This is a genomic window from Paenibacillus sp. RC67, from assembly GCF_030020805.1.
In the GTDB taxonomy this organism is placed as follows: Bacteria; Bacillota; Bacilli; order Paenibacillales; family NBRC-103111; genus Paenibacillus_S.
The window spans coordinates 1586064-1602977 of record NZ_CP125098.1; the positions used below are offsets into that span (position 1 = coordinate 1586064).

Below are 16914 nucleotides of genomic sequence, written 5' to 3' on the forward strand. Positions count from 1 at the left end.
TCACTTTTTGATTTAATCTAATAACTATTTTTTGTGTTCTGACCATATTTTAACGTATGGTAGGCGCGGACTAAAGAGGTAGAGGGTAGCTTTGCAAATGTAATGGAGCACATCGAATACTGGGACAAGACAGCTTTTAATCTACGCCTTCCCCCAAATCTTTCGTGTGTTATATGCCTTTTTTAGCAATGTAATGAACAAGATCAACCACTCGGTTGGAGAAGCCCCATTCATTATCATACCAAGAGAGGACCTTTACCATCGTACCATCAATTACAAAAGTAGACAGTGCATCAACAATAGATGAACGGTCATCTCCTTGATAATCAATTGAAACCAATGGAAGCTCACTGTAACCGAGAATTCCCTTCATAGAACCTTCAGACGCTTCCCTTAGCGCATTATTTACATCTTTGACTGTAACTTCTTTAGACACTTCAACGTTTAAGTCAACTAGACACACAACGGGAGTGGGTACACGCAGAGAGTAACCACTTAGCTTCCCTTTGAGCTCAGGCAGTATGGAACCAATAGCTTTAGCTGCACCCGTAGAAGTAGGAATCATCGAAACTGCTGCTGCCCGTGCACGTCTTAAGTCTGAATGAGGCTGATCCTGAACATGCTGATCATTTGTGTATGCGTGGACGGTTGTCATCAGACCATGCTTAATTCCAAATTTATCATGGAGTACTTTAGCGAGTGGACCTAAAGCATTTGTTGTGCAAGAAGCATTTGCAATGACATGATGCCGCTCAGGGATATACTTTTCTTCATTCACACCCATCACAATGGTAATATCTTCATTCGTTGCAGGCGCCGAAATAATGACCTTTTTAGCTCCTCCCCCCGTAATATGCCCTTCTGCTTTTGCTTTATCTGTAAATCTTCCAGTCGATTCAATTACTAATTCAACTCCGAGATCTCTCCATGGGAGCTGCGAAGGTTCTCGTTCAGCCAAAACAGTGATTTTGCGGTCATTCACATAAATATGTCCATCCAATGCAATTACCTGTGCTGCTAATTCACCTTGGTTGGAATCAAATTTCAGCAAGTGTGCTAAGGTTTCAGCGTTCGTCAAATCGTTTACGGCTACAACCTCGATTTCAGGATTATTTAATGCTGCTCGAAAAACATTACGACCAATACGGCCAAATCCATTAATTCCAATTTTGATTGTCATAAAATTACCTCCAATTATTTAATTTATTTCAAGGTAAATGCGGTGATTTACCGAGAAAACAATAAATTTTGTTGGACGTTATATGTCCATGTGAGTCAATTTACGTCCCATAGTGACATGATTAAATAGTTTTGTTAACAAGGGTTCTATTTAAGGATTTGGGACATTAATTGTCCCTCAAAGACATTTTACGTCCCATATAGACAAGATTAAATTAATAATCTATCTGTATTATCCAAATGTAACTCAAATTTTTTTTATTGTCTACCCCCATTTACACTAAAATACCGTTCCCTAAGTAATAACACTGCAAATGGCAAGAATCGCATTCAATATAGCACGTCAATCTCAGATTGTAATTTCATTGGATATTAAGGAGTAAGGATATGCACATTTCTAAGCTCAAATTTATCCTAATTATGGAATATTATTAACTGTATTATGGTACTATTAATGTAAATAATGCTGCTTTCATTTTTCAATACGCTTCCTTGTATTTGCATAAATGATTTCAAAATCAAGGGGGTTGCAAATGAAAAAAATCGTCTTACTGTGCTTGGGTTCATTGTTTTATTGATCATATGGCCACTACACATGACATCAGCATTAGTTGAAAACACTTATATAAAGTTAGTATTAATATTTGTTACAGTATTACTGGTTACAACCGGATTTCTTTTCAGTTATTTTGGTTTAAAGAATGCTAGAAACAACTCACAAGTCTTCTATATATTACTTGGGGGCTTAGGGGGATTAATCCATACCTATCTATATGCCTATTTTCTCATTTACAGTTTAGCTGTATTAGGGTCAGCAAACACCTTGTTTGGTTTAATAACTTACGCTTTGATTGTGATAGCTCCCATATCAATTGGATATAAAACATTTGGAATAGAAAGAAGGACTGCGAAAGGTAAATGATGGTGCGCAGAGCCAGCAGCTCTCTTGGGGCATTGCCTTGCTTGCATAGAGAGGCAGCCTCGTTATTTTTTTCAACGAAAAAGGAATGGTTTGACCTAGAGAGTAAATGAAGCCAGCCAGCAAAATCACTATCGTACCATGCTACAAGCGTAATCTTACGCCGTCTTGGAATCGGTAGTGCATTGATGGTGCAATAGAACAGGTTGCACTTGATAAATTCGGAATCGTAGGTGTAGGTCTACGTTAACTGGAATGATATGAGGCTGTCGCTAAAATGAGCGGCAGCTTCACTGCGTATTTGACAGGTTGGTTATAGCTCCATCCATTAAAAGGTAATTGATAGTTTATGTCGAACTCATCACCTGAACGCAAAATTAAAGAGGTGAAATGAATGGCATGGAATATGGGGTTGCTTTGGTGTTGGTCAAGTTGGGCCATGGACGTTAATTTTTGATATAAATGCCCGATTTATATTAGATGAGAAGCTCCCACTTGAGGTATCAAAGAAATTCAAAGTTAAGGCATTTTGGATTTCAGAATCACTACTATACAGAGATTATCATTTCGGTATTTTCAAAAAAGGTGGACTTAAATCGGAAGTTAAAGGGATTAAGTGAAATATTCGAAAACGGTCTGTTCCCAGCTGTCATTATTATTTTTATAATTCGGATTGTGCATGTTTGGATTGCATATTATTATTTAGGTAAATTTGCTTAAGGACTATTCCTATACGATCTTTCAGGATTGGACGTGAACGGCTTTGAGACTAAGGCTTCATTTACGCTTGTTCGGCAATCGCAGAAATGCGCTCAAGACCCTGATTGTTTCCAACCTGTTCATTCTGCTAATTCCGATGGCCATGGGGCTGTTTCTGTATGCTAAGGTTGAGCGGAGTTTAGACAATAGCACGAACCGCTCCAACGCGGCGATGCTGGAGCAGCTTAGGCTCCTGCTAGACAACAAATTGTCGGAAGTGGATATTTTATCGCGTCAAGTCGTGTTTGATCCCAAGCTGGATTACATGCTGAAGATTCCCGATCATGCGAGCAGCGCTGACGAGTATCAGTTTATCGAGTTCATGCGGGATAAAATGACTCGGTACCGAAGCATGACCAGCAGCTTTATTTTCGATTACTTCGTCTATTTCTCGCGGAGCGATAAGATCGTCAAAGCGGACTTGCTTACCGACTCGCACACGTTTTATTCAACCAATTACACGTTTAAAGGCCAGTCATACGAGCAGTGGCGAATAGGACTTCTGACTGGTTTGCACAAGGCGTCCTACTTGCCGGTAACTTCCCTTGCCCGTGGGCTTAACCCGTTAGCGAGTATTGAAAATTTTCCAAAGGATGTTATCGTCTATGCGCAAACGCTTCCCGTGAGTTCACAGGCTGATAATCTCGGCAATTTTATCGTTCTGATCGATGTCGATCAGATCAAGAGCATGTTCGCCCAGCTCGAATCGGCCAGTAACAGCGCCATCTATATTATTGACAACGACGGCCAAACGATCATGAGCACGAGCGCGACGCCGTTTCCCGACGAGCTGCTCAAGCGAATGGAGCATACCGATGCTCCATTCACCTACCAGCTGGCGGGCATAGATCAGATGGTATCGTTCGTGTCATCGCAGAGAGCTGGCTTCAAATATGTATCTATCACGCCGAGCGATGTATTCATGCAGCAGGTCAATCAAATTCAAAGATGGTCCCTAGGCTTGTTCGTCCTGTGCCTGATCGCCGGTCTGCTTGCCGTCATCGCCGGGGTATACCGCAGCTATAAACCGCTACAAAAAACGGTGAATGCGATCATGCAATGCAAACATATGAGCAGGCAGCCTACTTTTGACGAGTACGAGTTTATTCGCCAGACCATCGAGGGTTCGATTCATGAAGAGAAGCATTTGCGAAACAAGCTGACAAAGCAAACGCCGTTCATCCGCGCGAACTACTTATCCCGTCTTTTGCACGGTTATATGGATGTGGACGTATCTGCGGGGAACGAAGATTCGCTGCGGTTTATGGATCTGATGTTTATCAGTGATCGATTCGCCGTTGTGCTTGTCAAAATAGAGGATATTCATCTCTATACCGAGGAAAACGAGCAGCAATGGGCCTTGGCAAGGTTTATCGTATCCAATATAGGCGTCGATCTGATCGAGCATCCCCACAAAGGCTTTCCCGTAGAGCTTGACCGGGACCGGCTCGCACTTCTAATCAATCTGGAGAAGGAGCGGGAGGAGATCGCGGAAGCCGAAATTCGGGATATCGTTCAGTCCCTCTATGAAATGATTTCACAAAGGTTCAAAATTGGTATAACCGTCGCTGCCGGGGGGATTCATCAAGGACCTAAAGCGATTAGAGATTCTTTCCCGGAAGCGCTTGCAGCGCTGGAGTACAGACTGATCTTGGGGAAGAACGCAATCATTCATTTTCAGGATATTGCCAGTACCAAACAGCACTATTATTATCCGCTTGAAATCGAAATACAGCTAACCAACTTTGTGCGCAGCGGGGATACCGATAATGTCGTGAAGCTGCTCGATAAAATATACTCAATGAACTTCGACTCTAGTCACTTCACACCGGAGCTCGGTAAATGCTTGTTCTTCAATGTCATAAGTACGTTTTTGAAAATTTTAAACTCAACGAACACGAATCAGTTGGACGTGCTTGGCAAGGATTTCGACCCGATCAAAGCTGTGTTTAGTCACTCGACTGCGGAGGGGATGCAGCTGAAAACGAAGGAGCTGTATGAAACACTCACCCGATCATTTAACGTTGAAAGGTCCGATCATCGCATACAACTGCTGCAGGACATGGTCGACTTCGTCGATCGCGGTCTCAGCGATCCGAGCCTTGGACTTGCGATGGTTGCGGATCGTTTCCAGATGACGCCGCAATATATTTCTACGTTCTTCAAGAAAAATCAGGGGCAAAATCTGCTCGATTATATCACTCACAAGAGAATTAAGGCCTCGAAGAGACTCATGGACAATAAGAGTCTGACGATCGCGCAAATCGCACAGATGGTCGGTTACAATAACGACGTCGTCTTCATCCGAGCGTTCAAGAAGCTGGAAGGAGTTACGCCAGGGAAATATAGGGAAACGATCAGGTCGGACATGACCAGTCCAGATGAATAGCGGGCAGTCTCCAAAGAGACTGCCTTTTTCCTTACCCGCTTCTTGTTGAAGACATCCACTGACGATTTTTAATGTAGGACTGATTTCTTTTATACATCCCCGCATTTCTTACGAAAGTACAACGCAGGTGAAAAGGAGAAAGTAGGCAGAACCGGGATTCTGATTATACACTTGAAACCAGAAGCCGCAACGACACGCTGGGGCTTCCACCTTACAATAGACCATCAACGAATCAAAGGGAGGCAAGAGAATGAACAAAAAGATGAGAAGGGCAAGCTTCGCCATGGTGGTTGCCGCGCTCGCGGTTTCGGTTGCCGCATGCAGCGGGCAAAGCGGAGGGACCCCATCCGTATTGCAGCAGGACGGCAAAGAATCGCAGCCGCCGAAGCTATCTCAACTGACGTATTGGGTGGCGAATCATCCTGCGGCTGCAGCGCAGATGAAGACATACGCTGACATGGAAATGTATAAAGAAATGGAGAAAGTAACCGGGGTTAAAGTGGAATTCCAGCATCCTCCACTGGATTCGGCGCAGGCGAAGGAGCAGTTTAACCTGATGATTGCCTCGAACCAGCTGCCGGATGTCATCGAATACGGCTGGACCGATTATCCAGGCGGTCCGGAGAAAGCGATTCAGGATAATAAAATCATCAAGCTGAATGATCTGATTGATAAATATGCTCCGAACCTGAGGAAGCTGCTTGCTGATCATCCTGACTGGAAGAAGCAAATCACAACCGACAATGGCAGCCTATATGCGTTTCCGTTCCTGCGTGGTGACGATAAGGTTAGGGTATTTTTTGGCCCTGCGATTCGTCAGGATTGGCTCGATAAGCTCGGCTTGAAAACACCGACGACGATTGACGAATGGTACAACGTATTGAAAGCGTTTAAAGAGAAAGATCCGAACGGCAACGGCAAAGCGGACGAAATTCCGATCAACCTGGATAAAGACTTATTGAATACCGACGCTCCCTTCCTTGGCGCATGGGGCATTAATAACAGCTTCTATCAGGATAGCGGCAAAGTAAAATTCGGTCCTATTCAGCCGGAATTTAAGGATTTTCTCATTACGATGAACAAGTGGTACAAGGAAGGTCTGCTGGATAAAGATTTTGCGGCACCGAACGCCAAGCTGCTCGACAACAAAATGACAACGAACCTGCTCGGCGCAACAGCCACTTTCAACGGCGGGGGGATCGGCAAATATGCTGGCCTAATGAAAGATAAAGATCCGAGCTTTAATCTTGTCGCCGCTCCTTATCCCGTCTTGAAGTCCGGAGATAAAGTGATTTGGGGGCAGAAGGATTTTGCTTTTAACGGTATTGGCGCAGCTATTACGACAAGTGACAAAAACCCTATCGAAACGGTCAAATGGCTGGATTACGCTTATGGGGAAAAAGGCGAATTGTTGTTTAATTATGGTATTGAGGGCCAAAGCTATACGATGCAGAACGGCAAGGCCGTATTAAAACCGGAAGTATTGAACCCGACGAGCGGCATCAGCTCCCAGCAAGCCATTGCCAAGTATACCCGGGCGACGTGGAGTGCACCGTTCGTACTCAGTGACAATTTCCAATTGCAATATCTAGCGCTCCCGCAGCAGAAAGACGCATTAGCTATCTGGTCGAAGCCGACAGCAGAGCGCAAGATGCCGCTTGTAACCCCAACACAGGACGAGAGCAGCAAGTTTGCCTCCATCATGACGGATATCAATACGTACAAGGATGAAATGCTGCTGAAGTTCATTATGGGTGTGGAACCGATCAATAACTTCGATCAGTACGTCAAAAAAATTCAAAGCATGGGCATCGACGATGCCATTAAAATTCAGCAAACGGCGCTTGAACGCTTCAACAAGCGCTAAACAGGTGACGCGGTTGGGGGAGAGCGCAATTTCATCTTCCCTGACTTCACCGCAGCCCCAGACAGAAAGGTAGGGAGAAACGATGTCGAGAAGCTTCAGCAACCCGACTGCGCTGCAAATGATGCGCGCTGATTGGCGGCGGCATTGGACCATTTATTTGATGGCACTTCCAGTCATAGCTTACTATGTCATTTTTCATTATGGGCCGATGTACGGCCTGCAAATCGCTTTTAAGGACTTTCAGCCGGCAAAAGGAATTTGGGGAAGCCCGTGGGTTGGATTTAAACATTTTGAAAGCTTCTTCAATGGAATTTACTTCTGGCGATTGATCAAGAACACAATTCTGATCAACGTTTACGAGCTGTTGTTCAGCTTTCCGGCGGCTATCCTGCTGGCACTGCTGCTGAACGAAATCCGCAGCAGCTTGTTCAAGAGGTTCGTGCAAACCGTCTCCTATTTACCGCACTTCATTTCGATCGTCGTGTTGGCTGGGATGATGATCGATTTCCTTGGCCGCACAGGCCTCATTAACCAGATTCTCGGCTCCTTTGGCATCGAGCCGATCGACTTCCTTAAGGAGGCTGGCTGGTTCCGGTTTCTGTTCGTGTCGTCCGGGATTTGGCAAGGCATCGGCTGGGGCTCGATCATTTACCTTGCGGCAATCACTGCCATTGATCCGACACTGTACGAAGCGGCACGGATCGATGGAGCCGGTCGCTGGAAGCAGACGCTGCATGTTACGCTTCCGGGCATCATGCCGACGATTGCCATATTGTTTATTTTGCAAATGGGCAACATGCTGTCGGTTGGCAGCGAGAAGGTGCTGCTGCTCTATAATCCTCTGACCTATTCGACGGCGGACGTCATATCGACGTATGTATACCGCAAAGGGGTGTTAGAGGCTAGCTATAGTTTTACAGCGGCTGTCGGTCTGTTCAACTCTGTCGTAAGCTTCATTCTGATCGTGGCAGCCAATAATGTCATTAAGCGACTTAGCGAGAACAAACTTTGGTAAGGAGATACGCAAATGAAACCAACCTTGGGGGAACGTGCATTCAGCTATTTAAACACGCTTCTGATGATCGGTCTATGCATTGTGACGCTTTATCCGTTCTTGTACGTTCTGTTCGCATCCTTCAGCGAAGCGACGTCATTTCTGCAAAATCGTGGGATACTGCTCGGCCCAGCCGGTTTCGATCTCGGCGCATACAGAGCGGTGTTTAGCAACCCGATGATTATAAAAGGCTACGAGAATACGCTTCTGTATGTAATAGTAGGAACGGCAATCAACCTTGTGATGACGGCGATCGGCGCCTATGTCCTATCCAGACCGAATCTGTATTTCAAACATATCCTTATGTTCTTCATCGTAGTGACGATGGTATTTAACGGCGGATTGATTCCAAGCTACTTGCTAGTCAATCAACTAGGAATGATGAATACGATGTGGGCGCTTCTCATTCCCGGCGCCATCAATACGTTCAATATGATCATCATGAGAACCTCGTTCCAGGGCGTTCCGGTCAGCCTGGAGGAGTCGGCGAGAATGGATGGAGCGGGAGATTGGACGATATTATTCCGTATCGTTATTCCTCTGTCTATGCCGGTTATAGCCGTGATGATTCTGTGGTACGCGGTAGGACATTGGAATTCTTACTTCAATGCGCTCGTTTATTTGCGGAATAGTGAGAAGTACCCGCTTCAGCTTGTTCTCCGCGACATATTGATCGCTAACAGCACCGATTCGATGATGACCAGCTCGGCCAGCGACGACAAATATGCCATTGGGGAAACGATCAAATACGCAACGATCATCGTTTCAACGCTGCCGATCATTTGCTTATACCCTTTCCTGCAGAAGTATTTTGTCAAAGGGGTCATGATCGGGGCGATCAAAGGGTAGGAGGAACCTAAGGTGACAACAGTGACATTCAATCATGCGCCGAGCGGCTGGAATGAGGCTTTGCCGCTTGGCAACGGACATTTTGGCGGCATGATGTACTTCGAGGATCAGCGGCTAACGATAGCGCTTAATCATTACGAGGTGTATTATCGCAAGCTCCATCGATACAGCAAGAAATACCTGCAAGGAGAAGGACGCGACTATAGCGTTCAATATGGCCGTACTTTCGAGCAGCTCAAGGAAAGAGCAAAGGAAATGTACCGCGATCCCGGAGAGGGGCCCATCTTTCTGTACGGCGACGCTTTGTCCAACAGCAGCATGTACCGCAAATATGGCAAACCGCACGGAGGTACCTCCCATTATCCGACCGGAGAAATCCACCTGCATCCGTCAACAGAGTTGGAGGAGCCGGATTCTTATTCCTTGCAGCTCGATGTGGGGAAGGGAGTCGTGCACCTTCAAATCGAGAAGGAGGACAAGAAGCTCGATGCTAGTACATTCGTAGCTCAGGACCATGATGATCTCGTAACGGAAATCAGACAAACATCCGGTTCTTTATTAGAATCCATTGTCCTGACAGTCCCGGCAAGACGCTATGTGGACATGAGCGTAACCTATCATCAGCATAATGAGTCGACTTTTTACTATGTAGGCTCGTTTTATCCCTATGGGGAGGATAAGGAGGCTTATCGCTCGTTTTCCTTCATCGTGATGTTGAGGCTGATCGGAGCGAAGGGCAGTCTAGAATGTTCGCCGGACAATGCAAGCATAAGGCTTCTAGACGCAGAGGAATGCTTGACTCTCCTTACGACGGTGGTAACGGAAGAGCAGGCCGATGATCTGCTGCACACCGCTTTGCAGCGTTCGAATAAGTCCAAGGAACGGATTATGGACATGAAGAAGTATCATCAGAAGCATTGGCGAAGCTTTTGGGAAAGGTCATCGGTGACGCTGCCCGACAAGTTGCTTGAGGATTTATGGCATATCAACCTGTATGCTCTCGCCTGTTGCAGCGGCAGGGGTGGCACCATGCCAGAGCAAGCCTGCGGATTAAACGGCTTGTGGGACATCAAGCAGCCGACCAAATGGGGCAGCATGTGGTATTGGGACGTCAACATTCAAGCCGCCTTTTGGCCCTTGTACACAGCAAACCATTTGGAAGTAGCCGAAGCATTCAATGAAGGGCTGCTTACCTACGCCGCCAATGCCGAGAAGATGGCGAAACAATTCTACGGATTGGAAGGGATTGCAGGGGATTACCCGCATGCACTGTATTTCAGCATATGGCCGTGGTGCGCGCAGTTTGTTTGGGATTATTACCGCTACAGCATGGATATGGGCTTTTTGCGGGAGAAGGCGTATCCGCTGTTTCAACGGATTGCTCGGTTTTTCGAAGGCTATTTGCAATACAATGCGGAGAAGGGGCAGTACGAGGTGTTTCCGGATATTTCACCGGAGCAGGGACCCCTTACGCGCAACTCAACGTGCACGTTGGCGTCGGTCAAATATTTACTGCAAATTGCAGCAGAGGCCAATGAGCAGCTGGATGAAGCTGCTGAAGACCGCTATAAGTGGAGGGAGATTGCGAACCGACTTGCTCCTTATCCTTGCGGCATCTCTTCACACTACGGTGATGTGCTGCTCGATTCTGATTGGGCGCCAGCCGATCTGCATCTACGGCATCCTTCGCTTCTTATGCCGATTTATCCGATCGGTGAAATCAACAAATACAGCGATATGTCGCTCCGACAGCGGGCTGAGAACACGCTCCGCTATGCCGAGGAGAATACGGAATACGGGATGTTCCAGTTCGGCTGGCTGTCCTGCACGGCCTCCCGTATGGGCCAAGGGGATACCGCGCTTCGCCTGCTGTACGAGCAAGGCATCGACCTGTCCCTAAGGTGCAACGGGTTGTTCGCGGAAGAGACGGAGCGCTGGATGAATTACTGCAACATTACGAATGAGCCGCTGTACCATCCACACATGATGGAAGCTTCCGGTGAAATCGTCGCTGCCGTGAACGAGATGCTGCTGCAAAGCTACAACGGCGTGATTGAGGTTTTCCCGGCTATGCCACAAGGGGGGAATGAGCCGGAACGGACGGTTGGCCTGTACGATCATCATGCCGGTGAACAGATTCGTCCTTACAGGCAATGGAGCGATTGCGAGTTCCGCGGATTACTGGCTGTCGGAGGGTTCGAGGTCAGTGCCAGAATGCAGGAAGGACGAACGGTCTGGATCTCGATCCGAAGCCAAGCAGGCGGCAAGGCCGTACTACACAATCCGTTTACCGAAGAGGAGCGCGTCTCCATCTCATACGTTGCGGCTTCAACGAGGACAGCAGTGGAGTATGTCCTGCTGGACGGACAACTGTACTTCGATACGGTTAGCGGAGGCGAGTATATCCTTTATTCGCAGGCAAATGCTTTCAAGCCCGATAGGCCACCGGCGCATTCGGTAGGAGAGGAATGTACCACCGTTGAAGGCGACGTGCATCCACGCGTTCATGAGGCTCATACCCACCGGAGAGTATTCCTAGGTAAAGACAAGGACACTCATCACTACCGGCTGATTGATCATTTCACCTTTGACTATTATGCAGGCAATAGCCGAGAATCAAGGCTTGCCGCCTATCGGCTCGACTTCGGGGTCAAGCCGGAGCAATTGCTCAAGGATTATAACCAAGCTCTCCCCCGTCAGGTTCATGTCGAAGGGGTGCTTGGACAAACCTTTCGCAAAGTAACGCCAGAAACCATCTTTACACCCCGCAACGGGATGGGTTGGGAAAGCCCAGACAACATCACGGCGGTAGATCGTGGGGGGCCGGACATGCTTCGCCGGGATTTCGTAGGAGGTATGGAAGAAGCTGCATTTATCGTCGAGCTGCCCAAAGGGAGGTACGATCTGCTAATTGTATCCGGGGACAGCACTACACCATCCTTTACCGTACTTGAAATCGAGGGACAATGGTTATGGCAGACGGAGAAAATGCTTAAAGCAGGAGAATATGCAACGGATATCATACCGCTTATCCAAAGAAAAGACGGTTACGTGACCCTTAGGTTCCGTTCCAACGCAGGCTTGCACTGGAGAGTGAACTTGCTGGTGATTAATAAAAACTATTCATATTTGTAATGGAAGGTGTCGAAAGGGGGGATGAATGTACCTCTAGGAGCCGAGGCAGGCGGATTGTATCCTCCTGAAACAAGAATCCGACTCACCCCTGCCGCCCACAGGGAAAAGGAAAGAAGGCCGAAGGACCTTCGACAAAACCTATATGAGGAGGTAATCGTATGCGAATGAAAAAGAAAGTCAAAAAGGCAGCTCGGATCGTGATTCCCGCTCTCTTGATGGCCCAAGTATTGGGAGGGTTCACGACTGCTTATGCAGGGACAGAGAAATTCCCGACTTATGTGCAGAATTCAGCCGTCCCGAGCCTCACTGCAGGCAAAGCGGATATTGCCGGCTCGGCATTCGTCGATCAAGATGGAGAGTTTCACTGGATGTACTCGGTCGCCAACTATGAGCAATCCGATAGCGGAGGCTCCTGGATTAAGTACAACACGAATACGGATTTGGGTGCATTGAATACCAATTGGGGCACTACAACCACTTATAATTCCTACTGGAACAGGCCGGGTACCATCAATTACAAGATCGATCAAACCTACGGCATTCCTACTCCCTATCAGGATGACCATAACGATGGGATCGGCGTATGGATCGACCCGGATACAGGTTACTGGTACGCCCTAACCAACGATGAGTATCAATTTAATCCATTTGCAACAGGCAGTCCGACTACAAATGACCGAATCGCTTCAGGTCTCCATAACAACCGCGTCCTGGCTTCTTACTCGACGGATAAGGGCGTTACATGGAAGCTGATTGGGCAGGTAGCTACTTCACCATGGAATGACAGCAATGAAGCAGCAACTGCAAGCAACTTTCCGGGTTCGACTTGGTCCTACGGTGTTGCCGGTACCCGCCTTTTTGTGGATAATGTCAATGGCTATTTCTATGTTCTTTACAATAACCACATCAATTGGAAACCGGGCTATTCCAATATTCTCACCTACTTCAGCCTCGCCCGTTCTCCGATCAGCGCCAAGATGGCTGAAGGCTCATGGGATGTCTGGTACAACGGGACATGGACCCGATCCGCGCTTAAAGGTTATGCAGGCTGGATAGGCAGTCCTATGGGCGCTGGCAGTGATCATAATCTCACGGTGAATTATACGCCAGCAACGGATAGTCTGACTTTAACAGGTGCAGGAATGGACGGCTCAGCCTTAAGCATCAGCTACGAGAAAATTCCAAGCAGTGGAGACTTTACCTTCAAGGACGCCGCTGGCAGCACCTACACTGCGAATACAGTCAACGCCACGATTAAAAATGCAAGCGGAACCAGCATTCCTTCCGTCTCCTACTCCGATCCTGCTTTGGATGCAACGATGACCATATCCATTGAGAACGGCAAAGTAACCATCAAGCAAGAAAACAATTCGACCGGATACTTGACTACCGTCACTCCTGGCGGCAGCACTCCTATATTTAAAAATACATCGTCCCAAAGGCTGTTTGTTCCGGTCAATACGCAATATGAGAATGCTTTCTCCTACAATGCGTATAGCGGCAAATATCGTTCCGTCGGCTATGACGGATACGTGTATGAGACGGATGATTTAGGCGCTCCGGACACTTTTAAAATTGTAGGGAAACTGCCCGCTACCGTAGGCAGCTATTTGTCCCAAATCGACACCGGTAGCCTGACGAATCAACAAGTCAGCGGTTATTCCTTTAGGACGATCTCTGATTTGTCGGGCAAACAAATCAATTACTCCACAGCGGATCCTGGTGCTGGTCAAACTTACTATTCCACGTACAATCCGCCAAAGGATAAAAATGGAGCTGCCATTTCACCATCATCCACCTATACCATCTCCATTGGGGGAAATGCGCTTAAGGATGGTACGGCGGATAAGTGGCTATTTGTTCCCGTTCCTGACGAGTTTGATTCTTCAAAAAACAGCGGCTTCTACCGTCTTCAGAATGCATCTACTGGTAAGGTTCTGAAAGGAACCGGAACGACGCCAGCAGCAACGCGAGCGATGGGAGCTTCAGTGACCACCGGTGCAGCGGATGCCAATGCTAATCCTAACGCAAATGGTGGGAATGGAGCAGCAGGAGGCAGCGACCAATGGTATCTTCTTCCTATTGGCAATGCAACCCCGGCCTACCTTACGCCTTCGTCTTCCTCATCTACGATTTCAGCAGCAACGTATACAAGCTTAAGCGGGATCACCAAGTACCGATTGGTCAACAGAGCAAGCGCCCTGGGAGTCGAGTTTGCCTCAGGCCAAGCGGCCCTGCAAAGTATGAAGTTCGACGCAAGTAATCCTCAGCTTATGACCATCACCCCGGTAGCGTCGAATCCCAACCTCCCGTCAGTACCAACGGGTTTGACTGCGGCTGCTGCAAGCACATCACAGGTCAATGTCAGCTGGAGCGTCTCTTCAGGTGCTACAGGCTATGACCTTTTGGTTGACGGCGTAACGATTAGTAACGTTAGCAGTCCTTATTCCCATACAGGACTTGCAGCAGGCTCAACCCATACCTATCAGGTAAGGGCTAAGAACAGCCAAGGCTCAAGCGCATGGAGTTCAATGGTAAGCGCAACCACCCGAACAGGAATTGTATCGCAAGGCAAGACAGCGACGGCGAGCTCGGTGCAAACAGGGAATAATATTAGCAATGCCAATGACGGGAATGACTCTACCCGATGGGCGGCAGTAACGAACACGTACCCGCAGTGGTGGAAGGTTGATCTCGGCAGCAGCATGAATATTACCAAGCTCGAAAGCTACTGGTACAACAGTACAACATATCCAAGATCATACCAGTACAAGATCGAGGGCAGTAATGATGATATAACCTATACGACCATTCTGGATAGGACGGGAAATACGACCCAAGGCTTAACAACGGATACCTTCAGCGCCACATACAGGTATGTCAGAATTACCGTAACGGGCTCCAGCTACAGTGGAGGAAGTGCATCCTGCTATGAGTTCAAGGTATATGGAGACGCTAGCCATTAAAGTCACTGAGCTCCTATAACGATTGTTCCTGAAAATGAATAAGCCCAGACTAGCGGATTATATGATGAAAAAAAATCTTCCTCACGATACATGGGGAAGATTTTTTTATTGGTGCGTTCAGCCTACAAACCGATCTTGCACAAGATCAATCAATCGTACAGTATTAAGTCTTTTTGCTTAAATTGCGCATTGGATGGCGAAATGAATGGTTGTCCGGCAAATGGCCATTCGATATCATAAACCCGTAATTCATGAACCGACCCGACAAGAGTACCTGTTATGGATGGAACTATTAATAAGGTTTTATCCTGCAAATGGAACTGGGATGAATACGTTCAAACAATATAATGATCAGCAGAGGGTGGAAAGAATGACACAAAAGAAAAAATACGTATTGGTTGGAACCGGAGGAAGAGCAGAGTTCTTCTATTCGGCGATAGTGACGCAATTTAAGGAAACGTCGGAGCTGTTGGCATTCTGCGACATTAACCAAACGCGCATGGATTATGCCAATCGGATGCTGCAGGAAAAATATGATCATGCCCCGGTAAAGACATATAAATCGGATGAGTTCGATCGCATGATTGCAGAGATGAAGCCGGATGCCGTTGTTGTAACGAGTGTGGACCGTACGCATCATACGTACATTATTCGGGCTATGGAGCTGGGCTGTGATGTTATTACGGAGAAGCCGATGACGGTAGATGAAGATAAATGCCAGCAAATATTGGATACGGTTGAACGGACGGGTAAAAATGTACGTGTTACCTTCAACTACCGTTATGCACCGCATCATACGAAAGCTCGCGAGCTTATAGCCGACGGTACGATCGGAAAGGTGCTCTCCGTCCATTTCGAATGGCTGCTTAGCACCAAACACGGCGGGGATTACTTCCGCAGATGGCACCGTGACAAACGCAACAGCGGAGGCCTTCTGGTGCACAAGTCGACACATCATTTCGACCTCGTCAATTTTTGGATCGGCTCCGAGCCTGAATCGGTATTTGCTTTCGGAGATCTGCTCTTCTATGGTCGGGAAAATGCCGAACAGCGCGGGGTAACAAAGTTCTACGATCGGGGAACTAACAATGTGGTGGCAGCGGAAGATCCGTTTGCGCTTCAATTGGATACAAACCCACACTTGAAAGCCATGTACTTGGATGCAGAGCATGAAGATGGCTACCGACGCGATCAGAGCGTATTCAGCGACGGCATTAATATTGAGGACACGATGGGTGTATTGGTCCGCTATAAAAATAAAGCCGTATTGACCTATTCCTTGAACTGCTACATGCCATGGGAAGGCTACCGTATTGCATTTAACGGTACCAAGGGCAGAATTGAAATGGTAGTAGGCGAGAAAGCCTATGTCAATTCAGGTGGAGATAAAGCACAAGAAGGAGCTGTGAAGCACAGATCCATCCAAGTGCAGCCAATGTTCGGAAAGCCGTATGAAGTAGAAGTGGCAGAAGGTAAAGGCGGTCATGGCGGAGGAGATCCGATACTACTAAATGATATTTTTGGTACCCCGGTGGAGGATAGGTTCAACCGCGCTGCCAATCATATTGATGGAGCTCGATCCATTCTGACAGGGATCGCGGCAAATCGTTCCATCCGTAAGGGAGAAGCGGTGAGGATTGATGATTTGGTACAATTCCATTCCTAAGCAATAGCTGCATGTAGATATATATGGATCGTGAACCCCGCCGCATAGAAATATGTGTCGGGGTTTCATATTAGAAGCAGCCAGCGAACAGGACATTTGGGGATATGTTTCGAGAAAAAAAGGGATTCCGA

Annotated in this window: 9 protein-coding genes; 8 read left to right on the top strand and 1 reads right to left on the bottom strand. The window is 47.3% G+C overall.

Features of this window, described 5'->3' with window-relative positions; translation table 11 throughout:
* Positions 1-169: 169 nt before the first annotated feature.
* Positions 170-1180 (bottom strand): type I glyceraldehyde-3-phosphate dehydrogenase, encoded by a 1011-nt coding sequence (gap, locus tag QMA13_RS07270; protein WP_282940547.1) that lies wholly within the window; start codon positions 1178-1180, stop codon positions 170-172.
* A 594-nt stretch (positions 1181-1774) separates the two neighbouring features.
* Here gap and QMA13_RS07275 point away from each other — a divergent pair.
* The 8 genes from QMA13_RS07275 to QMA13_RS07310 all read left to right on the top strand — a co-directional run bounded on the left by QMA13_RS07275 (position 1775) and on the right by QMA13_RS07310 (position 16783).
* Positions 1775-2101, top strand: a complete 327-nt coding sequence (locus QMA13_RS07275; RefSeq protein ID WP_282940548.1) for a hypothetical protein — start codon at positions 1775-1777, stop codon at positions 2099-2101.
* A gap of 760 nt (positions 2102-2861) precedes the next feature.
* The gene (locus QMA13_RS07280) at positions 2862-5246 is read left to right on the top strand and encodes a helix-turn-helix domain-containing protein (protein ID WP_282940549.1); all 2385 of its coding nucleotides are present in this window, start codon (positions 2862-2864) and stop codon (positions 5244-5246) included.
* Between the two features lie 250 nt (positions 5247-5496).
* Positions 5497-7113, top strand: coding sequence for a type 2 periplasmic-binding domain-containing protein (locus tag QMA13_RS07285; RefSeq protein WP_282940550.1), 1617 nt, complete (start codon positions 5497-5499; stop codon positions 7111-7113).
* 118 nt (positions 7114-7231) lie between these two features.
* The gene (locus tag QMA13_RS07290; protein ID WP_481858209.1) at positions 7232-8128 is read left to right on the top strand and encodes an ABC transporter permease; all 897 of its coding nucleotides are present in this window, start codon (positions 7232-7234) and stop codon (positions 8126-8128) included.
* Positions 8129-8140: 12 nt separating this feature from the next.
* Positions 8141-9016, top strand: coding sequence for a carbohydrate ABC transporter permease (locus QMA13_RS07295; RefSeq protein WP_282940554.1), 876 nt, complete (start codon positions 8141-8143; stop codon positions 9014-9016).
* Positions 9017-9028: 12 nt separating this feature from the next.
* A complete protein-coding gene (locus tag QMA13_RS07300; RefSeq protein ID WP_282940556.1) occupies positions 9029-12151 on the top strand; it encodes a glycosyl hydrolase family 95 catalytic domain-containing protein in 3123 nt (1040 codons plus the stop codon).
* A 158-nt stretch (positions 12152-12309) separates the two neighbouring features.
* Positions 12310-15117, top strand: coding sequence for a discoidin domain-containing protein (locus QMA13_RS07305; protein WP_282940558.1), 2808 nt, complete (start codon positions 12310-12312; stop codon positions 15115-15117).
* Between the two features lie 370 nt (positions 15118-15487).
* On the top strand, positions 15488-16783 hold the full coding sequence (locus QMA13_RS07310; RefSeq protein WP_282940560.1) for a Gfo/Idh/MocA family oxidoreductase: 1296 nt from the start codon (positions 15488-15490) through the stop codon (positions 16781-16783).
* The last annotated feature ends 131 nt before the right edge of the window (positions 16784-16914 follow it).

Coding starts and splice junctions, on each gene's coding strand:
- gap (WP_282940547.1), bottom strand. CDS start 1,180: ATGACAATCAAAATTGGAATTAATGGATTTGGCCGTATTGGTCGTAAT.
- QMA13_RS07275 (WP_282940548.1), top strand. CDS start 1,775: ATGACATCAGCATTAGTTGAAAACACTTATATAAAGTTAGTATTAATA.
- QMA13_RS07285 (WP_282940550.1), top strand. CDS start 5,497: ATGAACAAAAAGATGAGAAGGGCAAGCTTCGCCATGGTGGTTGCCGCG.
- QMA13_RS07290 (WP_481858209.1), top strand. CDS start 7,232: ATGATGCGCGCTGATTGGCGGCGGCATTGGACCATTTATTTGATGGCA.
- QMA13_RS07295 (WP_282940554.1), top strand. CDS start 8,141: ATGAAACCAACCTTGGGGGAACGTGCATTCAGCTATTTAAACACGCTT.
- QMA13_RS07305 (WP_282940558.1), top strand. CDS start 12,310: ATGCGAATGAAAAAGAAAGTCAAAAAGGCAGCTCGGATCGTGATTCCC.
- QMA13_RS07310 (WP_282940560.1), top strand. CDS start 15,488: ATGACACAAAAGAAAAAATACGTATTGGTTGGAACCGGAGGAAGAGCA.